The organism is Paraburkholderia yinzeri (genome assembly GCF_046581065.1).
GTDB lineage: Bacteria > Pseudomonadota > Gammaproteobacteria > Burkholderiales > Burkholderiaceae > Paraburkholderia.
Genome location: NZ_JBFOCJ010000001.1, coordinates 468,263 through 483,824 on the forward strand (window position 1 = coordinate 468,263; position 15,562 = coordinate 483,824).

At 68.6% G+C, this 15,562-nt stretch carries 15 protein-coding genes; 5 read left to right on the plus strand and 10 right to left on the minus strand.

Annotated features, from left to right (window positions below):
• Window positions 1-2: 2 nt before the first annotated feature.
• The 3 genes from WJ542_RS02255 to WJ542_RS02265 form a co-directional block, all read right to left on the minus strand.
• Window positions 3-968 (minus strand): MlaD family protein, encoded by a 966-nt coding sequence (locus WJ542_RS02255; protein WP_411187473.1) that lies wholly within the window; start codon window positions 966-968, stop codon window positions 3-5.
• 78 nt (window positions 969-1,046) lie between these two features.
• Complete coding sequence (locus tag WJ542_RS02260) at window positions 1,047-1,934, minus strand: ABC transporter ATP-binding protein (protein ID WP_411187475.1); 888 nt, start codon at window positions 1,932-1,934, stop codon at window positions 1,047-1,049.
• Window positions 1,931-3,058 (minus strand): MlaE family ABC transporter permease, encoded by a 1,128-nt coding sequence (locus WJ542_RS02265; protein WP_411190453.1) that lies wholly within the window; start codon window positions 3,056-3,058, stop codon window positions 1,931-1,933. The genes WJ542_RS02260 and WJ542_RS02265 overlap by 4 nt, the downstream gene beginning before the upstream one ends.
• A gap of 172 nt (window positions 3,059-3,230) precedes the next feature.
• Between WJ542_RS02265 and WJ542_RS02270 the strand changes: the two genes are divergently transcribed.
• From WJ542_RS02270 to WJ542_RS02280, 3 genes are all read left to right on the plus strand, one after another.
• A complete protein-coding gene (locus WJ542_RS02270; RefSeq protein ID WP_411187477.1) occupies window positions 3,231-4,136 on the plus strand; it encodes a biotin--[acetyl-CoA-carboxylase] ligase in 906 nt (301 codons plus the stop codon).
• Window positions 4,133-4,978, plus strand: coding sequence for a type III pantothenate kinase (locus WJ542_RS02275; protein ID WP_411187479.1), 846 nt, complete (start codon window positions 4,133-4,135; stop codon window positions 4,976-4,978). The genes WJ542_RS02270 and WJ542_RS02275 overlap by 4 nt, the downstream gene beginning before the upstream one ends.
• A gap of 102 nt (window positions 4,979-5,080) precedes the next feature.
• A complete protein-coding gene (locus WJ542_RS02280) occupies window positions 5,081-5,320 on the plus strand; it encodes a hypothetical protein (protein WP_411187481.1) in 240 nt (79 codons plus the stop codon).
• Between the two features lie 37 nt (window positions 5,321-5,357).
• Here WJ542_RS02280 and rfaE2 read toward each other — a convergent pair whose 3' ends face one another.
• The 7 genes from rfaE2 to WJ542_RS02315 all read right to left on the minus strand — a co-directional run bounded on the left by rfaE2 (window position 5,358) and on the right by WJ542_RS02315 (window position 12,584).
• A complete protein-coding gene (rfaE2, locus tag WJ542_RS02285; RefSeq protein ID WP_411187483.1) occupies window positions 5,358-5,843 on the minus strand; it encodes a D-glycero-beta-D-manno-heptose 1-phosphate adenylyltransferase in 486 nt (161 codons plus the stop codon).
• Between the two features lie 145 nt (window positions 5,844-5,988).
• Window positions 5,989-6,858 carry a ferritin family protein gene (locus tag WJ542_RS02290; RefSeq protein ID WP_411187485.1) on the minus strand — a complete coding sequence of 290 codons (870 nt, stop codon included), beginning with the start codon at window positions 6,856-6,858 and terminating at the stop codon, window positions 5,989-5,991.
• Window positions 6,859-7,313: 455 nt separating this feature from the next.
• Entirely contained in the window at window positions 7,314-8,513 is a 1,200-nt protein-coding gene (locus tag WJ542_RS02295) for a patatin-like phospholipase family protein (protein WP_411187487.1), read from the minus strand.
• 62 nt (window positions 8,514-8,575) lie between these two features.
• Window positions 8,576-9,262, minus strand: a complete 687-nt coding sequence (locus WJ542_RS02300) for a PhaM family polyhydroxyalkanoate granule multifunctional regulatory protein (RefSeq protein ID WP_411187489.1) — start codon at window positions 9,260-9,262, stop codon at window positions 8,576-8,578.
• Between the two features lie 122 nt (window positions 9,263-9,384).
• Window positions 9,385-10,215: an enoyl-CoA hydratase/isomerase family protein gene (locus WJ542_RS02305; RefSeq protein WP_411187491.1), complete on the minus strand. Its 831-nt coding sequence runs from the start codon at window positions 10,213-10,215 to the stop codon at window positions 9,385-9,387.
• A gap of 46 nt (window positions 10,216-10,261) precedes the next feature.
• Complete coding sequence (locus tag WJ542_RS02310) at window positions 10,262-11,446, minus strand: ABC transporter substrate-binding protein (RefSeq protein WP_411187493.1); 1,185 nt, start codon at window positions 11,444-11,446, stop codon at window positions 10,262-10,264.
• A gap of 145 nt (window positions 11,447-11,591) precedes the next feature.
• On the minus strand, window positions 11,592-12,584 hold the full coding sequence (locus tag WJ542_RS02315; protein WP_411187495.1) for a fumarylacetoacetate hydrolase family protein: 993 nt from the start codon (window positions 12,582-12,584) through the stop codon (window positions 11,592-11,594).
• A 175-nt stretch (window positions 12,585-12,759) separates the two neighbouring features.
• Here WJ542_RS02315 and WJ542_RS02320 point away from each other — a divergent pair, with 175 nt between their 5' ends.
• Both WJ542_RS02320 and WJ542_RS02325 read left to right on the plus strand, forming a co-directional pair.
• A complete protein-coding gene (locus WJ542_RS02320) occupies window positions 12,760-13,677 on the plus strand; it encodes an IclR family transcriptional regulator (RefSeq protein WP_411187497.1) in 918 nt (305 codons plus the stop codon).
• Between the two features lie 185 nt (window positions 13,678-13,862).
• Window positions 13,863-15,329, plus strand: coding sequence for a DUF3108 domain-containing protein (locus tag WJ542_RS02325; RefSeq protein ID WP_411187499.1), 1,467 nt, complete (start codon window positions 13,863-13,865; stop codon window positions 15,327-15,329).
• The last annotated feature ends 233 nt before the right edge of the window (window positions 15,330-15,562 follow it).

The window sequence follows — 15,562 nt, forward strand, 5'->3', positions numbered from 1 at the left end:
TCTTACTTGCCGCCTGCGGCCGCGGGCCAGACGAAGCCGGGCTCGCCCGGCCCCGGCGCAGGCCGCGGCGCGCCGCCGAACAGCAAGCTGTTCGGGCTCGTACTGAAAGTGCCCGCCGCGCGGTCCACCGAACGCATGGCCGAGCGCACGTCCTCGGTCAGCGAGTCGACGCGAGGCAGCGTGTCGTAGCCGATGCGCGTGGAAAGCACCTGGATCGACGCATCCATCGAGGCGAGCGCCTCGCCCGCCTGCGCCGCCGCCGTGCCGGCCTTGTTCAGGTTGGTCTGGAACGGGCCGTCCGGACGATTCACGTTCTCGATCAACTGGTTCGTGGACTTGAGCGTGCGCTGCAGGTCGCTCACCGCGCCAGGCAGCGCCTTCGTGGTCGGCTCGAGCTGCTTCGCGAGCGTGTTCGCGCTGTCTGCGGCCTGTTGCAGGCTCGATACGGCGCCCATCAACTGCCTGCGGTTGTCCGGCGAGAGCAGATCGTCCACGTCGCCGGCAATGCGGTCGAGCTTGCGCAGAAGCGCGTCGCCACGCCGCTGCAACTGGTCGAGCAGGCCCGGGCGCAGCGGCAGCTCCGCGACGTGGGCGTCGGACGAAGGCAGCGCAGACAGATCCTGCCCGTTGTCGTCGAGCTGCACGAACGCGATGCCCGTCACGCCCTGCAAGGCGAGCGTGCCGTAGGTGGAGCGCGTCATGGGCGCCTTCTGGTCGACGAGAATGCGAATGCGGATCTGCCCCGGCCGATTCGGGTCGAACTTGATCGAGTCCACCTTGCCGACGTCGAGACCCCGGTAGCGCACGGCCGCGTCCGGATAGAGGCCGGTCACGTTCGAGCGCGAAATCAGGTCGTACGGCACATGGACGGTGTGGTCGGCGCTGAAGAAGAGGACGATCAGCGCAATCACGACGAGAAGGCCGATCGTGAACAGGCCGGCCCAGAACGCATGCGGTTTGTTTTCCATCGTCAGATTCCCTCGTTGGCGACCGCGGCACGGGGTGAACACCAAAACCGGCAAGAAAGCGCTCGCATGTCCGGCCCCCTATATGCCGAATGCCGGCGCGAGCGCCGCCGGCGGCAGCTTCGCGCGCCGCTCGGGCGGCAGCGCCTGCAGCGCGCGCCGGCCGCGCATACCCAGAAAATATTCGCTGATGAAGGGATCGTCTACGCCCGCCACCTCCTCCACGGGCGCCGCCACCAGCACGCGGCGCTGGGCCAGCACGGCCACGCGCGTGGAAAGGGCGACCATCGCGTCGAGATCGTGCGTCACCAGCACGACGGTGAGGCCGAGCGCACGGTGCAGCGTGCTGATCAGATCCACCACTTCGTCCGACGAGTGGGGGTCGAGCCCCGCCGTCGGTTCGTCGAGAAACAGCAACTCGGGCTCGAGCACGATGGCGCGCGCGAGGCCCGCCCGCTTGACCATGCCGCCCGACAGCGCCGCCGGCATCTTCGAGGCGTGCTTGCACGGCAGCCCGACCATCTCCAGCTTGAGCATCACGATGTCGCGCAGGAGGTCGGCGGGCACCTTGCCCAGCTCGCGCACGGGCTGCGCGACGTTGTCGAACACCGACAGCGAAGAAAAGAGCGCGCCTTGCTGGAACAGCATGCCGGTGCGCGTGCGCATGAGGCGCGCGGCTTCGTCGTCGATCTGCGTGAAATCCTCGCCGAACAGTTTGATGCTGCCGGAAGTCGGCTTTTCGAGCCCGAGAATCTGCCGCACGAGCGTCGTCTTGCCCGAGCCGGAACCGCCCACGATCGTCACGATCTCGCCGCGCCGGATATCGAGGTTCAGATGCTGATGCACGACGTTGCGGCCGTAGCGCTTGCTGAGATTGCGCACCTCGACCACCGGCTCGCCGATGGCGGGCAGCGGCAAATCGCGCACCACCTCCCTGAGCGGCGTGGCCCGGGTGCCGATCGTACTCATGACAGCCCCACGTTCTGGAACAGGATCGCGAACACGGCGTCGGCGAGGATGACGATCGTGATCGAGCTGACGACCGAGGTGGTCGTGCCCTCGCCGAGACTCTGCGAATTGGCCTTGATGCGAAAGCCGAAATGGCAGCCGACGATGGCGATGAGCATGCCGAACGCCACGCCCTTGCCGAGGCCGATCCATACGTTCGCAATGGGTACCACGCCAGGCAGGGAGCGCACGAAATACGAAGCGTCGATGCCGAGCACGAGCTTTGCCGCGAGCGCGCCGCCGGTGAGCGCGATCATGTCGGTCCAGGTCACGAGCAGCGGCATGGCGATGCCGAGCGCGATCACGCGCGGCATGACGAGGCGCAGGCCGTGCGGGATGCCCATGACGCGCATGGCGTCGAGCTCCTCGGTCACGCGCATCACGCCGATCTGCGCGGTGATGGCCGAACCCGAGCGGCCGGCCACGAGGATCGCCGAGAGCACGGGCCCGAGCTCGCGGATCACCGCGAGTCCGAGAATGTTGACGATGTACTGGTTCGCGCCGAAGAGCCGCAACTGCTGCGCGGAAAGATACGACAGCACGATGCCGATCAGGAACGCCACGAGCGCCGTGATCGGCAGTGCCCGCGCGCCCGCGTTGTAGATATTCGCCGAGATCTCGATCCAGGGCGTGAGCTTCGGCTTGCGCGCGATCAGCAGCAGGTCGAGGATCACGCGGCCGAGCATCGCAATGCCGCCGTACAGGTGGTCGAAGAACGAGAAGATCGCGAGCCCGAACCGCGTCACCGGATCGATGCGGACCACCTTTTCCACCGGCTCGCGCACGGAATCGAGCAGTGCGATGCGGTTGAAGATGTCGCGCTGGGTATCGGTGAGCGCCACGAGGTCGGGGGGCAGCTTGTGGCCCCAGACGCGCCAGAGCGCCTGGCCGCCCACGTGGTCCATGTGCTGGACGCCCGAGAGGTCCCACTGGCCGACCGGCTCGCGTCCGAGCGCGAGCGCGCGCAGGCGCAAAACCGCACCGCCCCGCTCGCGGTCTCGTGCGAGGGCCAGCGCGGTCCACTGACCGGAAAGGCGGACGATCCTTCCGTGGGGGCCGGCCGCGATTTCGAGGCCGGGCGGCATCTCTTGGATCAAGGCGGGGCGCTCGGGCGGGAGAGGGAGCCGTCATTGTAGCGAACGCACCCCGTTTAGGCGGTACGGGCGCGCACGGATGCGCATGTCCGGCGCGGCGGCCGGGCCGGGGCCCCGCAAACCCCGCGCGGCTGCCGCGCCGCCAGCCACTACAATACGCCTCATGAACGCAACCTCCTCCCACGCAACGCCGCCCGCCGGCGACTGGCGCATCGACCGCGACCGCGCGGTGACCCTGTTCGGCCCGGCCGCCCACGACTGGCCCATCGAGATCGTCGAGGAAACCGGCTCGACCAACGCCGACCTGATGGCGCGCATGAAGGCCCTGCCCCAGCGCGCCAACGCCCTCGCGCGGCCGATCGTGCGCGTGGCCTACCTGCAGACCGCGGGCCGCGGAAGGCGCGGCCGCAGTTGGGTCGCGCAGCCCGGCGACGCGCTGCTGTTCTCGCTCGCCTGCGTGCTGCCGCGCCCGCTCGACGGCCTCGCGGGCCTCTCCCTCGCGCTGGGCTCGGCGCTCGTGGACGGCCTGCGCACGCTGCCCGTGGCCGCGCCCGGCCAGATCGCGCTCAAGTGGCCGAACGACGTGCTGCTCGAAGGCGACAAGCTGGTGGGCATTCTGGTCGAAACGGCCTGGAGCACGCCCGACGCGACGGCCGTCGTGATCGGCATCGGCACGAACGTACGCGGCGCCGACGCACTGGCCGCGAAGCTCGATGCGCTGAACGCCGGCGCCGACGCCGCGGCGGTGCCGGGCACGACGCCCACGGCGCTCTCGCGCGCCTGGCCCAGCGCGAATCTCACCGACACGCTCGCCGCCGAGCTCAACGCGCTCGAAAGCGCGCTGCAACGTTTCGCGGAAGGCGGTTTCGCGCCGTTCCAGGCGCGCTGGAACGCCTGCCACGCCTACGCGGGCCGCGAGGTGACGCTCTACGAACAGGGCAGGGAACTGATGCGCGGGGTGGCGGTGGGCGTGGACGAGCGCGGCCAGTTGCTCGTCGATACGGCGCACGGCCGGGAGACCGTCGCGACGGGCGATATCTCGCTGCGCATCGCGGGCGGCGGCGCATGAGCGCGGCGGCCGATCTATCCCAGCCGCCGCCCTTTCTGCTGATCGACGCGGGCAACAGCCGGATCAAATGGGCCATCGCCGACGCCATGGGCACACGCACGCATGCGGGCGCGGCGAATCACAGCAGCCTGTTCGACGGCGAGGCTGAGTTGCCTGGCTGGTCGAACCTCCCGGCGCCCTCGGGCGCCTGGATCTCGAATGTCGCGGGAGACGTGGTCGGGCAGCGTATCGATGCGTTAATCGAGGCGCGCTGGCCGGGACTGCCGCGCACCGTGGTCCGCGCGAGCGCGCAGCAATGCGGCGTGACCAACGGCTACACGACGCCCGGCTCGCTCGGCAGCGACCGCTGGGCGGGCTTGATCGGCGCGCGCGCGGCGTTTCCCGACGAGCCGCTCCTGATCGCGACCTTCGGCACCGCCACGACGCTCGAAGCGCTGCGCGCGGACGGCCGCTTCGTCGGCGGCCTGATCGCGCCGGGCTGGACGCTGATGATGCGCTCGCTCGGAGAGCACACCGCGCAGTTGCCGGTGCTCGATGCGTCTTCAGCGCGTGGTCTGATCGGCGGCGCTGCGGACGCGGCGACCCGCGGCGCGGACGCCGCGCAAGCCGGCCCGTTCTTCGCCGCCGACACCAAACGCTCCATCTCGGCGGGCTGCGCGCTTGCCCAGGCGGCGCTGATCGAGCGCGCGTGGACCGATCTGCAGCGCGAATGGGAAGAGCCGGTACGGCTGGTGGTGAGCGGCGGCGCGGCCGCCGAAGTGACAGCGGCGCTCAAGGTGCCGCATACTCGCCACGACGCGCTGGTGCTCGCGGGCCTCGCGCTGATCGCGGCGCGGTCCTGACCGCGCGGTTCCTGCGGGTGGTTCCTGCTGGCGGTTCCATGCGGGCCCTCCCGCATGGGTCGTCCCTAACGATAACGACGGATAACGACGGAGCTTCACACGATGCTGCGCTGGCTGCTCGCCATTCTGATACTCGCCAACGTTCTCGCCTTCGGGGCGCTGCGAGGCGTCTTCGGCCCGACACCCGCCTCGGGCCTGCGCGATACCCAGCCGTTGACCCGGCAGATCCACCCGGAGCGGCTCGGCGTGCGGCCGATCGCGGCATCCGAATCCGTCGACGTGCCGGTGGTGGGCGGTCCGGTGGCCGACCCCGCGGTGCAAGCCTCGACGCTCGCGCAGTAACGGCGCGGCAAGTAGGGCGCCGCGGCCCCGCGGGCGCTCAGCTCGCCTGGGTGCGCACCTTCTTGAGCAGCTTCGTGGTCGAGCGGTCGTGCTCGAACGGAATCGCCAGCGCCCGGCCACCCCAGCCACGCACGAGCGCCGACTCGGGCAGCGCGTCCATGTCGTAATCGCCGCCTTTCACGAGCACGTCCGGGCGTAGGGCCTCGATCAGTTCGATCGGCGTGCGCTCGCCGAAACCCACCACCCAGTCCACGCTTTCCAGCGCCGCGAGCAGCGCCATGCGGTCGGCTTCCGTGTTGATCGGGCGGTCGTCGCCCTTGCCGAGCATGCGTACCGAGGCGTCGCTGTTCACACCGACTATCAGCGTCGCGCCGAGCGCTTTCGCGTCGGCGAGATAGGTGACGTGCCCGCGGTGCAGGATGTCGAAAACCCCGTTGGTGAACACCACCGGACCGGCCAGTGTGGGCCGCAGTTGCGCGAGCGCCTCGCGCGTCGTGATCTTGCGTTCGAAGGAAGCGGGCATCGGATGGGACTCGGTTGAAGCGAACAAGGCCTCGGACGGAAGGCCAAAACAAACGGCCCGGCACGCACGAGCGCCCGGGCCGTCCCGATCATGCCGATCGCCTGGCGCGCCCGCCGGCTTCAAGCCGGCCCGGCGCACGCGGCGCTCAGGCGGGCTGCTGCGTGCCCTGATCGGATTGCAGGCGCGAGACCACTTCCTTGCGGTAGCGGTTCAGTTCCTGCGCCGTGTTGAACGTGCGTTCGAACAGGATCGACAGGTTGTGCAGGATACGCTCGACGACCTTCTTCTCCCAGCCGTCGTCGAAACGGATCTGCTCGTCGAGCCAGCGCTCGAGCCATTCCGGATCGGGCAGGCGCGACTGCACGGTGTCGCGCGGGAACAGCGCCTGGTTCACGTGCAGGTTCGTGGGGTGCAGCGGCTTTTCGGTGCGGCGCGCCGAGGCCATCAGCACGCCGATCTTCGCGAACGCCGCGCGCGCGCCGTCGCCGAAGTTCGTGAGCGCCTTCTTCATGTAGCGCAGATAGGCGCCGCCATGGCGCGCCTCGTCGCGCGAAATGGTTTCGTAGATCGCCTTGATGACGGGTTCCGTATGCCATTCGGCCGCGCGGCGATACCAGTGATTCAGGCGGATCTCGCCGCAGAAGTGGAGCATCAGCGTTTCGAGCGGGGGCGCCGGGTCGAACGTGAAGCGCACGGCGTGCAACTCTTCTTCGGTCGGCACGAGTTCCGGCTTGAAGCGGCGCAGGTACTCCATCAGCACCAGCGAATGCTTCTGCTCCTCGAAAAACCACACGCTCATGAACGCGGAGAAGTCGCTGTCGTGATGGTTGTCGCGCAGGAACATCTCGGTGGCCGGCAGCGCGGACCATTCCGTGATGGCGTTCATCTTGATGGTCTTCGCCTGCTCGTCGGTGAGGAGCGACGCGTCGAACCTGTCCCAGGGGATGTCCTTCTCCATGTCCCATCGGACCGATTCGAGCGATTTGTAAAGTTCCGGATAAAGCATCGTGTTCATAGTCCCGCCCCTGATCTGCGCATCACGCGCGCATGACGATTTCGTAGCGTGCCGCGTGCCCGCGAAAATCCGCGGCGCGCAGGCGAAAACATTTAATTTTACGCGGTAATCGGCCACTCAAACGCATCCGGCAGCCCTGTTGCGCCCGTCGGACAGTAATCCGTGTACCGAATGAGAAGCGGCCTGGCGAGTCCTGGGTAGCTGCTCCGTGCCTGGAACCCGAATGCCGGTGTATCCGCGCAGGCGTCACCCGCGCCGCCCAGCCCGCCGCCTGTCCGGCGTGCCGGGGCCATCAACGACATGCGGCGAATTGTCGCAGCCCTGCCGTCCGGTACCGTCCTCGCTCGCTACCGCCGGGCCACTCGCCAGACCGGCCAGCAAGTGCGTGAAACCAGGTCGAACAACGTCGAAACGGCCGGGAAAACCACCTTACACGATGATAGCACGCCGATCTGTCAGATCCGCCGCCCTTCCGGATGCCCGTTCGCGCCACCTGTCGGCAATTTGAGCCAGGTCAAAAGTACGTCGCGTCGAGCCAGCGTATCGCGATAGCCCAGCTCGATCAGCTCACGCGTGAACGCCTGCTCGAACAGCAGATAGCTCGCAAACGCCGCGCCCGACGCGCGATTGCCGCCCACCGCGCCCAGCAGCATGCGCACCGAACGCGGCAACTCCAGCAGATGGCGCGCGGCGATGAGCTCGATACGCTCGCTGGGCGCGATGGCGAGCACGTCCACGTGCCGCCAGCCGCTCTCGGGCTCCACCGTCTCCGGCAGATGCCGAAGCACGCGATTGATGTGCTCCACGCGTTCGATGTCGGCGCCGAGCGCGTCGAGGAATACGCTCGCCAGCACCTGCTGGCCGACCTGCGCGAGCGTCGGGTAGGCATCGGGGCTCGCGAGGGGCACCTCGGGCGCCGGCGCGGCGGCGCCGATCACGACGATGCGTCCCGCGCCGAAGTGGATCGCGGGGCTGAGCGGCGCCATCTGGCGAATCGAGCCGTCGCCGAAATACTCGTGGCGGCCGTCGATCTGGAGGCGCACCGCAGGAAACACGTAAGGGATGGCGGACGAAGCGAGCAGATGCGCGGGCGTGAGCTCGACCATGCGCGCCGTGCGCTGCGCGCGGCGCCATGCGCTGATGGGCTCGCTCGCCTGGTAGAAGGTGAGATGCCGCCCCGACGAATAGCTGAGCGCCGTGACGGCGACCGCATGCAGGCGCCGCTCGTCGAGCATCTGTTCGATGCGGTGAAAGCTCAGCGTGCGCGCGAGGAAATGGGCGAGCGGCGCATTGTCGAACAGCGTCTTGGGCGTACGGCGCGCCGCGAATCCGAAGGTGGCCCAGCCGAACGCCAGCGCGCCGAGCCAGCGCGCGCCCGCGGCGGCGATGCCTGGCCAGTCCGTGCGATAGACGTGGTCGGCGCTCAGGTTCGCCCAGAAGTCGGCGAGACGCACCGCGCCCTGGGTGAAGTGGTCCGCGTGGCTCGCGATCGAGGTGGCGTTGATCGCACCCGCCGACGTGCCGCAAATCACCGTGAACGGTATCTCGCGGCGTCCCGGCTCGGCGGCTTCCGCGATTTCCGCCAGCGCACGCAGCGCGCCGGCCTGGTAGGCCGCGCGCGCCCCGCCCCCCATCATCACGAGCGCAAGCCGCATGATGCCGACGCTCCCCGTAAGCGCCCTAACGGGCGCGGTTTTTCAAACGTGCGCCGCAAGCCTCACTCGGGCTGCGCCGGCGCCTTCTTCGTCGTCCGCGACGCGGACGGCCTGGCCGTAGCGCGCTTGCCGGCAGGCTTCGCCGCCTCGTCGGGCGCGGCCCTCGCCGCCGAAGCCTCCTGGGCGGCACCCGCGGGCTGCGTCATCGCGAACTGCGCGAGCTGGTTGAACTGAGCCTGCAGCAGGTTCCACCAGGCCGAGGCGTCGAAGCCGGGCGGTGGCGGCGGAGGCGCGTTGTCGCCGGCTTCGGTGGGTCCGGCCGAGGCGGAGGATTCAGCGGCTGCGGCAGCCTTCGCGGACGCGCGCGAGGACTCGGCGGCAGGCGGCGGCGACATCTGCGATTGCGCAAAGGCGCCGAACGCGCGCAGCGTGGAAAGCGTCGCGCGCTGCACTTCCATCGCCTGGATAGCCGACTGCAGCATGCTCAGATTGAGCTTGAGCCATTGCTCGACGGCGCGCAGGTCGGTGATGCGCTTGTCGAGTTCTTCGATGTTGGTAAGCGGCGTCATGATGTCGGACATCATCGAAAGCGAGGGCCCGAGGCCTTGCGCCATGCCCGGCTCGCTGCCCGGGAAGGCGCTGCCGAACGGCGTGAGACGCATCATCCCCCACATGCGGTCGAGCATCTCGGCGGGCGGGAAGCCGGGAAACCCGGGAAACGGCGGCACGGAGCCAGCGGTGTCAGTCATGCGGATCTCCTCGCATAGTCGATGTTAGAGGGCGCTTGCATTGAGGTATCGGTCCGATCATACCGCGCCAGCCGGCCTGCGCGCGATGCCGGGCCGACGGGGTATCGAGGCTTCGGGGGGCATCAGAACCTGAACGGATCGCCGCCCGGGAAGTCGGGCGTGCGCCGCTCGCGCAGCGACTGCACGCCTTCGCGCACGTCGGGTCCCGAAAAACCCATGAATTCGAGCGCGAGCGACGTATCGAAGTTCGGTCCCGCCATGCGCAGCCAGTTGTTGAGCGCGTACTTGGTCCAGCGCACCGCGGTCTGCGAGCCGTTCGCGAGACGCTTCGCCACCTCGAACGCCTTGGGCAGCAGATCGTTCTCGTCGACGGCGAGCGAGACGAGGCCGATGCGCTCCGCTTCCTCGCCGCTCACGGGCTCGCACAGCAGCAGGTAGTACTTCGCCTTCGCCATGCCGCACAGAAGCGGCCACACGATCGCCGCATGGTCGCCCGCGGCCACGCCGAGACGCGTGTGGCCGTCGATGATGCGCGCCGTCTTCGTCGCGATCGAGATGTCGGCGAGCAGACCCGCGACGAGCCCCGCCCCCACCGCCGGCCCGTGCATCGCCGAGACGATCGGCTTGCCGCAGTTGATCACGTTGTAGACGAGATCGCGCGCCTCGCGCCAGACGCGCGCGCGCACGTCGAAGTGCATGGCCATGTCCTCGACGAGCGCGAGATCGCCGCCCGCCGAAAAGCCCTTGCCTTCGCCGCGGATCACCGCGACGCGCGCGTCGGGATCGCGGTCCACGTCGCGCCAGATTTCGGCGAGCTCGCGGTGCATGTTGGCGTCGGCGGTCGCGAGGCCGCTTTTGTTCGCGCCTTCGCCGCTCATCACGATCTCGACGATGCCGTGCTCGTGACGCCGCACGTGCAACGCGTGATAGCGGGCGTAAAAAGGATCGTTCATGCGCGCTTCCTCCCTGCTTCCGATAGATGATGAATGGCGGGCGGCGTCAATGCGGCTGGTAGACCCACTTGCCGTCGCGGATCTCGACCATCACGCGGGCATGCGCATCGAGCCCGAGGTGATCGGTCGCGCTCATGTTGACGACGCCGTTCGTATCGACAAGGCCGCGCGTGGCTTCGAGCGCGTCGCGCAACGCGTGGCGAAATGCGCTCGTGCCAGGCGCCGCGGTCTTGAGCGCAACCGGCAGCGCACTTTGCAGCAGCAGACCCGCGTCCCACGTGTACGCACCGAATGCCGACACCGTGCCCGCGCCGTAACGTGCTTCGTACTTCGAAATATAGTCGAGCGCGAGACGGCGGCCCGGATAGTCCTCGGGCAGTTGCGCCGCGACGAGCACGGGGCTCGCCGGCAGGAACGTGCCGTTGCAATCGGCGCCGCACACGCGCAGGAAATCGCGGTTGCCCACGCCATGGTTGTGATAGATGAGGCCCTGGTAGCCGCGCTCCTTGAGCGCCTTCGGCGGCAGGGCGGCGGGGGTACCCGCCGCGCCGACCACGACGGCATCGGGATGCGCCTCGACGATCTTCAGCACCTGGCCCGTGACCGAGGGATCGGTACGGTTGAAGCGCTCGCTCGCGACGATACGGATGCCGTGTTGCTGCGCGGCCTTCGCGACCTCGGCATAGAAGGTCTCGCCCAGCGCGTCCGCCTGGCCGATGTACGCGAGCGTCTTCACGTTGTGCGCCACGGCGTGCTCGACGATCGCGCCGGCCATCATCGCATCGGTCTGCGGCGTCTTGAACATCCAGCGGCGCTTGTCGTCGACGGGCTCGATGATCTTCGCCGACGAGGCGAGCGAGAGGGTGGGCGTCTCGCCCTGGGCGACCACGTCGAGCATCGCGAGCGTGTTCGGCGTGATCGACGAGCCGATGATCGCGTCCACGTGCTGCTCGTCGATCAGCTTCTTCGTGTCCTGCACGGCCTGGGTGGTGTCCGAAGCATCGTCGAGGACGATGTACTGCACCTTCTGTCCGGCGATTTCCGTGGGGAACATCTGGGCCGTGTCGCGCGCCGGAATGCCGAGCGACGCGGCCGGCCCCGTGAGCGAAAGCACGAGACCGATCTTGATCTGCGCGAGCGCGAAGGCGGGAGCGAGCAAACCGGCGAGCGCAGCCAGCACGGCTACGGTACGGCTCGGCTCGGCAAAGAGCGTTTCATCGTGTCTCCTCATTGTCGTGTGCGTATTCTTCGTACGACTCTCGGCGCCGACAGGATGCGTTTGCCAGCACGTTGGCCAGCGCGTTTGCCAGTGTAGCCGCGCCCCTCGCGCACGGCATCGGGCGTTACCCTTCCGCGCGGCGGCGCGTTAAAGCGGATTACTGTGCATCCGTTGCCGGCGCCACCGCCTGGTCGATCGCACCGAAGATCGACTTGCCCGTCTCGTCGAGCATCTCGATCTTGACGCTGTCGCCGAACTTCATGAACTCCGTGCGCGCCTCGCCGTGCTCGATCGTTTCGAGGCAGCGCTTCTCGGCAATGCAGCAGTAGCCGCGCTTCGCATCCTTGTTCGACACCGTGCCTGAGCCGACGATCGCGCCCGCGCGCAGGTTGCGCGTCTTCGCCGCGTGCGCGATCAGTTGACCGAAGTGGAACACCATGTCCGTACCCGCGTCGGGCTGACCCACTTTCCTGCCGTTCCAGTGCACGACGAGCGGCAGGTGCACGCGGCCCTCGCGCCAGTGGCCGCCGAGTTCGTCGGGCGTCACGGCGACGGGCGCGAACGACGTGGCCGGCTTGCTCTGGAAAAAGCCGAAGCCCTTCGCGAGTTCGGCGGGAATCAGGTGGCGCAACGAGACGTCGTTTGCAAGCGTGACGAGGCGGATGGACCGAAGCGCCTCGTCGGGCGTCGTGCCCATCGGCACGTCGCCGGTGATCACGGCCACCTCGGCCTCGAAGTCGATGCCCCACGCCTCCGACGCACAGACGATGTCGTCGGTCGGGCCGACGAAGTCGTCGCTGCCGCCCTGGTACATCAGCGGGTCGGTCCAGAACTCGGGCGGCATTTCGGCGCCGCGCGCGCGGCGCACAAGCTCCACGTGGTTCACGTAGGACGAACCGTCCGCCCACTGGTACGCACGCGGCAACGGCGCCATGCACTCGCGGGCGTCGAAGCCGAAGGCATTGCGCGCGCGGCCCTGGTTGAGCGCGTCGTAGAGATCGAGCAACTGCGGCGCGTAGAAGCGCCAGTCGTCGAGTACGCGTTGCAGGGTTGGCGCGATCGTGTCGGCAATGGCCGCCGTGCGCAGGTCGCGGGAAACGACGATCAGTTGACCGTCGCGGGTGCCGTCCTTCAGCGTGGCAAGTTTCATGGGACTGGTGCGTTGTGCGGATGACGATAGAGGAAATGTATTCTACGATGGTGAATCGGCGCGGCCCAAGGGGCGCGCGTGGAACGGCACGCCGTGCGGCCGTCTGCGCCCGATCCGCCCCCGGCTTGTTGCCGCCCGTTGCTCCGTTGCCCACGCCTCGACCAGAACGCTATCCATGCCGCCGTCTGCCCGCTCCTCCTCGCTGTCCGCCCGCCGCGCCGCCCCGGTCGATCCCGCCGAAGCCGAGGTCGACGATCTCCACGACGCTCCCGAGCACGCCGAGGGCGAAGGGGGGGAAACGGGTGAAGAGAAGCTGCGCTCGGGCATCCAGTCGATCGAAGTCGGCTTTCGGCTGCTCGAAGTGCTGACCGGGGAGCCGCGCGCGATGATGCTGCGCGATCTCGCGCAGCGCGCAGGCATGAGCCCGGCGAAGGCGCACCGGTATCTGGTGAGCTTCCTGCGGCTCGGCATGGTTGCACAGGATCCGCTTTCGGGACGCTACGAACTGGGCGGCTTCGCGCTGCAACTGGGGCTTGCGCGGCTTGCACGCGTGGACGGCGTCAAGCTTGCGCGCATCGCGCTCGCCGAGCTGCGCGACGCGCTCGACATCACGGTGGGCATCGCCGTGTGGGGCAACCAGGGGCCGACCGTCGTGCACTGGATGGAGTCGAGCCACCCGGCCAAGGCGTCGCTCAAGCTCGGCGACGTCATGCCGATGCTGAGCTCCGCCACGGGCCTCCTGTTCGCCGCCTACCTGCCGCGCAGCAAAACCAGCCCGATGATCGAGCGCGAACTCGCGAGCGCGCAGCACTACACGTCGGGATCGACGCCGCGCACGGCCGAAGAACTCGAACGTGCGCTCGCCGAAGTGCGCGAACACGGCGCGGCACGCGTGGAAGGCATGCTGCTGCCGACGATCCACGCGTTCTGCACGCCGGTCTTCGACGCCACGGGCGATCTCGCGCTAGGCGTGATCGCGCTCGGGCACGAGGGCGCGTTCGATATCCACTGGAACGGCGCTGTCGACACGGCGCTGCGCGAGTGCGCGCAGAAGCTGTCCTGGGAATTGGGGTACAGTCCGGTTCCGCGCTGAGCGCAGGTTGACCGCGCGTTGACCGTACGTTGACTGCGGGGTGATTTCGCGCGGAACCGTCCATCCGGCCGGAACGCAGCCGGCGCCCGGCGGGTCGAAGCGGGTTCACGGCGCGTTCTGCCGTTTTGCAGGCACGCCGCCCGACGTGTCACATTAACGTTCACATTCACCTCAAATCGAGCCCGATGCCAGGCGCCCTCGCCCGTTCAGAAACCACAGCCTCCGCTTCGCCGCCGCGCTCGCGCGCCTGGCGCTGGTTGGCCGTGTTCGTCGTGGTGACGCTGCTGCATTGGCTCGCGGCCGAGTGGATCGAGCGGCATCGCGGCGTGCCGCCCCCCGTGCGCGACGTGCACGTTCCCGTGCAGGTCGCGCTGCTCAAGCCCGAACGCATCGAACGCGAGGCGCAACCCGCCGCGGCAAGCGCGGCGCACAAGGCCGCCCCGCACCCGGCCCACCGACCGGCGAGCAGACCGCACGAACTACGGGCCGTGACGCCGCCGAAACCCCAACCCAAAGTTCAGGCGGCGCAGCCCGCCTCCAGCCCGGCCGAAACGGAAAACACGGCGGCCACGAACCCGGCCGCCTCCGACGCCGCCGCCAGCAGCGCGGCGGCCGGCGCCGGCAACGGCGGCACGGCACACGCCGGCGCGGGCAACGGCAACACGCCTTCGGCGCAGGCAAGCCAGGCCTCGCACGGCGTGAAGTTCTCGATCCCGCCCTCGGGCGAACTGCAGTACGACACGTTCTATAACGGCGTGCGCAACCAGCCGGGCACGATTCACTGGGCGAGCGACGGGCAGCACTACGAGATGGTGGTCTCGGTGCCGCTGCCGTTCATCGGCAGTTTCAACTGGACGAGCCGCGGCCACGTGGACGCGTTCGGACTCGCGCCCGATCAGTACATCGAGAAGCGCGGCCACCGCCCCGAAGACGTGACGGTCTTCAACCGCAACCAGAAGCAGATCGTGTTCACGCGCACGCCAAACTCGCTCGCGCTGCAGGACGGCGCGCAGGATCGCTTCAGCATGGTGATGCAGCTCGCGAGCCTCGTGCGCGGCGACCCCGAGGCGTACAAGCCCGGCGTCACGCGCGAGTTCTACGTGGCCGACAACGACAGCGGCGAAGTCTGGCCCGTGACGACCATCGGCGACGAAAGCGTGAGCACCGATCATGGCTTCGTCACCGCGCGCCACTTCATGCGGCTGCCGCGCCGCGAAGGCGACAAGCGTCGCATCGACGTGTGGCTTGCGCCCTCGCTCGGCTGGCTGCCCGTGCGGCTCGTGCAGACCGAGCCGAACGGCACGCAGTTCGAACTCGTCTGGCGCGGACCGATTGCCTTGCCCCCGGCAAACGGGGCGGGCGCAACGGACGCAAACGCATCGAACACCGGAACACCGACTGCCGCGCCGCACGCCGGCAACAACGAAACGCCGGCAAGCGCCCCTGCAAGCGCGCCGGGCGACAACCAACCGGATGCGGCACAACCGCCATCGCAGCCGGCTCCGGTGCCCCCTTCTTCCGCCGAACCCTCCGCGCCGGCTGCACCGCAACCGTCCGCATCGGCTCCGACGTTGCAGCCGGCTCCGTCGACCGCTCCCGATACGGCACCCGCCGGCAACGCGCCCGCGAACGACACGCCCGCACAGCCCTGAGCCCCCGTGCTGCGTCGGCTCGCCTTTACCCCGTCTTGATCCTTTACAGACGCTCACAAATTGCGCGCAACACCTGAGCCCACTTCGCAGCAGAACGCCGCGAAATAGCGCATACTGGAATCGCTGGCTGCACACGTCATAGAAGGTGAACGAGAAGTCTGCGCATCGCGCGACTCCGCACCATGCGTTACTACGCGATGCACGCACAGCAGGCGGCGCGCCATTCGAATCAA